The sequence below is a fragment of the Caballeronia calidae genome, from assembly GCF_900044055.2.
GTDB classification, from domain to species: Bacteria; Pseudomonadota; Gammaproteobacteria; order Burkholderiales; family Burkholderiaceae; genus Caballeronia; species Caballeronia calidae.
The window spans coordinates 1-3410 of sequence record NZ_FCOX02000199.1 but is presented as its reverse complement, the minus strand read 5'-3'; the positions used below and the strand labels follow the sequence as shown (position 1 = coordinate 3410).

The following is a 3410-nucleotide window of genomic DNA, read 5'->3' as shown; positions in this document are numbered from 1 at the left end:
GCCGCCGAGGCGCGCAGTAAAACGTGGAGTGCGGACCGGCGTCAGCGCCTGCGGCAACGCTATAGTGCCCGCGTACTGTATCCGCCCGAGAATCCCCGTAGTAGCGAAAGCTCGCGATTTCGCGGAAACTCAGGAACCGTCGGGGAGTGAGGTTGGGGGCGACGTCGATACCTGGCGACGTCGTCACCGTTGAGCCAATCATGTGCGCGACGATGATTACCGCCGCGGCGCTTCCCGGGCGTCACAGAAGAAGCTCACGGTATCGTCGTCTTGGATCTTGACGTGCCAATGGCCAACGCAGTATCGGGCGTCGGAGAACTTCTCCTGCCATCGGTGTGAAAGTTTGCCGATCCAGGCACGCGCTTGCGATGGCATCTGCGGCGAGGTCGCGATCTGCTGCAGCATCTGTAGATAAGTGGGATCTGCCCAACGCGGCGTGGCGGCAACATGCGCGTTCCACACCAGCACCACCAGTTTGTATACCTCGCGCACCACCGCAATGGGCGTCTCTTCGGTAATCGCCTCGGACAGAAGCGGCTCGCCGAAGTCCAGGATCGTCTCGGAGATCTTGCGTTCAGTCTTGTTTGCGCTTGCCTTGTTCATCGTTTCGTTCTGCTTGATGCGCGGGCTCGATTCAGTGCCGCGTCGCCGAGCCCGCTACCGGCAAGGACGACGTCGAGTCCCTGCTCGCTGTTGATCCGCTCGTCCCAGAGGGCTTCCAGTTGTATGGAGCCAATTCCTCGATCCGATTGACCGGGTGGTCGTTGATCCGACCGAGCACATCGACCAGATATTCGTACGGGTTGACATCGTTGGCCCGGCAGGTCGCCAGTATGCTGTAGAACACTGCCGCGGCCTTGCCCCCGGCCTCGGAGCCGAAGAAAAGATGGTTCTTCCGAGCGATCGCCACCCTGCGGATGGCGCGCTCGATGAGGTTCGAGTCCATCGCCAGATTGCCATCGTCGAGGTAGCACGTGAGCGCTGCCCAGTTCGACAACGTATAGGCAATGGCCCGACCCAATCCCGATTTGGGCAGGACTTCGCCCGCTCGGGCCTGCAGCCAGAGCTGGTAATCGTGCAAGAGCGGCGCCGATTCCTGCTGGCGCACCCGCCTTCGTTCTGACGGATCGGCATCGTGCAACTTGCGCTCGATGTCGTAGAGCTTGCGAATCCACGCGAGCGCCTGCGCCGCCACGCTCTCGCGAGCTGTCTGCGGCGATTCCTTGCGAAGCTGCCGATAAATCTTGTAGAACATCCTGCGTGCATGCGCATGACAGGCCACGTGCTGAATCTTGCCGCCGCGAAATAGTGCCGCCCAGCCTGAGTAATCGTCGGCCTGCAGGTAGCCCTCGTAGTGGCTCAGCAGCGCCATGGGATGGCAGCCAGCACGGCTTGCCGTGTAGTCGTAGTACACCACCTTGGGCGCGCTCACCCACTGGCCATTTTGAAATACCGCTCCCGCACTCGCATAGCCCCATAGCCGGACCGTCCTGGTCCGATCCAGTTGTTTGCACAACTGCGGAAAGGGGGTGTCGTCGCCGAAAATGACCGGTGCGCTGAGTAGCTGAGCTCTGAACGCCTCGTACAGGCGCAGCACCAGCTTCGAGAGCCGGATCGTCCAGTCGCTCATCGTGTTGCGCGAGAGGTGCAACCCGTGCATCGCGAACTCTTCCTCCAGCCGGTAAAACGGCATGCCCGAGTCGAAGTGCGCCACGATGATGCGCGCGAGCAGCTCCGGGCTCGCATTGCTCTTGATCAGCGGCGAGGCCTGGAAGCTCACGCCGCGCACCGTCGAGACGCCGTCCTTGACTAGCGCGTATCGCAAACACGCATGCTCGATGACTGAAATCTTGGCCGGGGTGTACTTGAGCGTGCGCGTGACGGTCTGGCCAATCACCGTCGCCCGGTCGTACTGCGCCAACTCCTGTTCCGACATCGCATGCACGACGCGCTCGCGCGGTAGATCGTCTGGCAGCGCCGGGCGGCCCTTGCCGCGACGCTTGCGCTGGTGTCCCTGCACCGGAATCGACAGATCCGGCGCCTGTGGCGGCAGCGGCGATTCGTGTTCCTGATCGAAGATGTCCAGTTGCCACTCGTTCATGCGTTCGCGGCTCGCCCCGAACATCTCTTGCCGCGCGTTGAACAGTTTGGCCCGCAGCTCGAGCAGCACTTGCTGCGTCTTGGCCAGCAACTCGCTTTGCCCTTCGACCCGTTCGCGCAGCTGTTCGATCTCGCGCTGTTGCTGCTCGATCGTCGCATCGCGCGCGGCAATCTCGCCGAGCAATTGCGCAAGATTCCACGCCCCCAATGCAATCGGCAAAGGCTGTTTCGTGGTTGGGGCGTTGAGCGGTTGCATAGCTGAGCATTATTGCAGCGATCGACCCGCTCCCGAGCTTATCTTCACGATTCATGAGATCACCGTTGCGCTTACTGCGTGCACGCGCCGACGTACACCGATGTCGATTCCTTCAAGCCATGTGGTGAGCTCAGCAAGCGAGAGCCCGCGTTGCGCGATCGCCGAAGGATCGGCAAGCGATCCGCTCTCGAAGCGCTTGTACATCAACCAAAATCCGGTGCGGTCGTACACCAAAACCTTGATCTTGTCCCGGCGCCGGCCGTAGAACACGAACACGTGCCCACTCAAGGCATCCTGATCAAACATTGGGCGCACCAGCATCGAAAGCGAATCGATCGACTTGCGCATGTCGATCGGCGCGGCGGCGATGTACACCTTGACTGCCGTCGAAAGCATCATCATTGCGCTCCTCCGCCAATACGAGCGATCATCGCCTGAAGCACAGGCTCGAGCGCGTATGCCGGAAGTCGCAGTCTGACTCCATCGCCCAGAAGTAACTCCGGCACGTCGCACGCAGTCCCGTTGCAGGTGGCGTTCACAGCACGATCAACGATCCCGACGCGCACAAAGCCCGACATCGCCTGCGCTACCGCGCCTGTCGCGTTCATGGCCTGCTCCATGCCGCTGCTTCGCCCGGCCTGGCGAGCAAGCACCAGATACCTCGTCATCGAGGCGCGCGAAATCCCACTGCGCTCGCAATAAGCCTCAATCGCTAACCCGCTTGCCTGATACTCGCTCACGACCTCCTGCCATGGCCGTACACGCCGATTGCGCTGCCTTCTGGGCGGCGTTGCCATCGCCACCGCATCATCTCCGCTCGACTTCTCCAGTTCCTGCATGAATGTTCTCCCGTCATTGCAATGGGAGAATCGTCCGTCATCAGCCAAGCTCTATCAAGAATGGGGATTCTCGGGCGGATACCGCGTACTCGAGGTCATCAGGGTTCTCATGATCGAGCAGTCTCCAGGGGTGCTGCCTCAGAGTTTGCTTGGCCGGGCACTGAGCTATCTACGTGAGCAGTGGCCGAAGCTGGTGCGTTACCTCGAGAACGGTG

At 61.3% G+C, this 3410-nt stretch carries 4 protein-coding genes and 1 pseudogene; 1 reads left to right on the top strand and 4 read right to left on the bottom strand.

Annotated features, from left to right (window positions below):
- Positions 1 to 216: 216 nt before the first annotated feature.
- From AWB78_RS41880 to tnpA, 4 genes are all read right to left on the bottom strand, one after another.
- Positions 217 to 603 (bottom strand): hypothetical protein, encoded by a 387-nt coding sequence (locus AWB78_RS41880; RefSeq protein ID WP_062613112.1) that lies wholly within the window; start codon positions 601 to 603, stop codon positions 217 to 219.
- 31 nt (positions 604 to 634) lie between these two features.
- Complete coding sequence (tnpC, locus tag AWB78_RS41875) at positions 635 to 2320, bottom strand: IS66 family transposase (RefSeq protein WP_062613110.1); 1686 nt, start codon at positions 2318 to 2320, stop codon at positions 635 to 637.
- An 87-nt stretch (positions 2321 to 2407) separates the two neighbouring features.
- On the bottom strand, positions 2408 to 2758 hold the full coding sequence (gene tnpB, locus AWB78_RS41870; RefSeq protein ID WP_062613107.1) for an IS66 family insertion sequence element accessory protein TnpB: 351 nt from the start codon (positions 2756 to 2758) through the stop codon (positions 2408 to 2410).
- Positions 2755 to 3195, bottom strand: a complete 441-nt coding sequence (gene tnpA / locus AWB78_RS41865) for an IS66 family insertion sequence element accessory protein TnpA (RefSeq protein ID WP_062613105.1) — start codon at positions 3193 to 3195, stop codon at positions 2755 to 2757. Before tnpA ends, tnpB begins: the two co-directional genes overlap by 4 nt.
- 82 nt (positions 3196 to 3277) lie before the next feature.
- Between tnpA and AWB78_RS47380 the strand changes: the two are divergent.
- A pseudogene (locus AWB78_RS47380) lies at positions 3278 to 3410 on the top strand (IS66 family transposase); the annotation flags it as partial.